Source organism: Noviherbaspirillum sp. Root189 (assembly GCF_001428545.1).
GTDB lineage: Bacteria > Pseudomonadota > Gammaproteobacteria > Burkholderiales > Burkholderiaceae_D > Noviherbaspirillum.
This window is the reverse complement of record NZ_LMHZ01000090.1, coordinates 1-1,218: the sequence shown is the minus strand read 5'-3', so window position 1 is coordinate 1,218 and position 1,218 is coordinate 1. Positions and strand designations below refer to the sequence as shown.

The window sequence follows — 1,218 nt, the reverse complement described above, 5'->3', positions numbered from 1 at the left end:
TACGTGATCTACACGTCCGGTTCGACCGGCCAGCCCAAGGGCGTGATGAACGAGCACCGGTCTGTGGTCAACCGGCTGCTGTGGATGCAGGATGCTTACTGCCTGACGAGTGAAGAGGCGCTGCTGCAGAAGACGCCGTTCAGTTTCGACGTGTCGGTGTGGGAATTCTTCTGGCCGCTGCTCAATGGCGCCAGACTGGTGATGGCGCGCGCGGGCGGGCACAAGGACCCGGCCTACCTGGTACGGGTGGTGCGCGAGCAAGCCATCACGGTGCTGCACTTTGTGCCATCGATGCTGCAGAGTTTCCTTGCCCATCCGGACGCTAANCCGGCCTACCTGGTACGGGTGGTGCGCGAGCAAGCCATCACGGTGCTGCACTTTGTGCCATCGATGCTGCAGAGTTTCCTTGCCCATCCGGACGCTAAAACCTGTACCAGCCTGCGCCGCATCGTGTGCAGCGGCGAAGCGTTGCCGGGTGCGCTGGCGCGCCAGTGCCGGCAGGTCTTGCCGCAGGCGCAGCTGATCAACCTGTACGGGCCGACCGAAGCGGCGGTGGAAGTGACTGCCTGGGAATGCCGCGGGGAGGAGCTGCCGGACACCGTCCGGGCGAAGGTCTGGTGGGACAGTGCGCACTGGAAAAACAGCGNCCAGTGCCGGCAGGTCTTGCCGCAGGCGCAGCTGATCAACCTGTACGGGCCGACCGAAGCGGCGGTGGAAGTGACTGCCTGGGAATGCCGCGGGGAGGAGCTGCCGGACAACATCCCGATCGGCCATCCAATTGCCAACACCCGGATTTATTTGCTCGACGCGCATGGTCAGCCGGTGCCGCAGGGCGTGGCGGGCGAACTCCACATTGGCGGGGTGCAGGTGGCGCGCGGCTATCTGAACCGCGATGAACTGACAGCCGAGCGCTTCGTGGCCGACCCGTTCAACAGCGAGCCGGGTGCCCGGATGTACAAAACCGGCGACCTGGGCCGCCACCTGAAGGATGGCAGTATCGAGTTCCTGGGCCGCAACGACGATCAGGTCAAGCTGCGTGGTTTCCGCATTGAGCTCGGTGAAATTGAAGCGAAGCTGCTGGAGCAGGATGGTGTACGCGAAGCGGTAGTACTGGCGCGAGAAGACCGGCCCGGCGATATGCGCCTGGTCGCCTATCTGACGGCGGAGGCGCAACTCGATACTGAAGCGCTGCGTGTCAGTCTGCAAGCTGTGCTGCCC

1 protein-coding gene and 2 pseudogenes are annotated in these 1,218 nt (G+C 64.1%); all 3 read left to right on the top strand.

Annotated elements, in window-relative coordinates; all coding sequences use genetic code 11:
* Nucleotides 1-3: 3 nt before the first annotated feature.
* Nucleotides 4-326 (top strand): annotated as a pseudogene (locus ASE07_RS30335) (AMP-binding protein); the annotation flags it as partial.
* Nucleotides 327-390: 64 nt separating this feature from the next.
* Nucleotides 391-646, top strand: a pseudogene (locus tag ASE07_RS30330) (AMP-binding protein); the annotation flags it as partial.
* 1 nt (nt 647) lies between these two features.
* Nucleotides 648-1,218 (top strand): AMP-binding protein (locus ASE07_RS30325; RefSeq protein WP_235548669.1); only part of this gene is annotated, 571 nt, incomplete at both ends.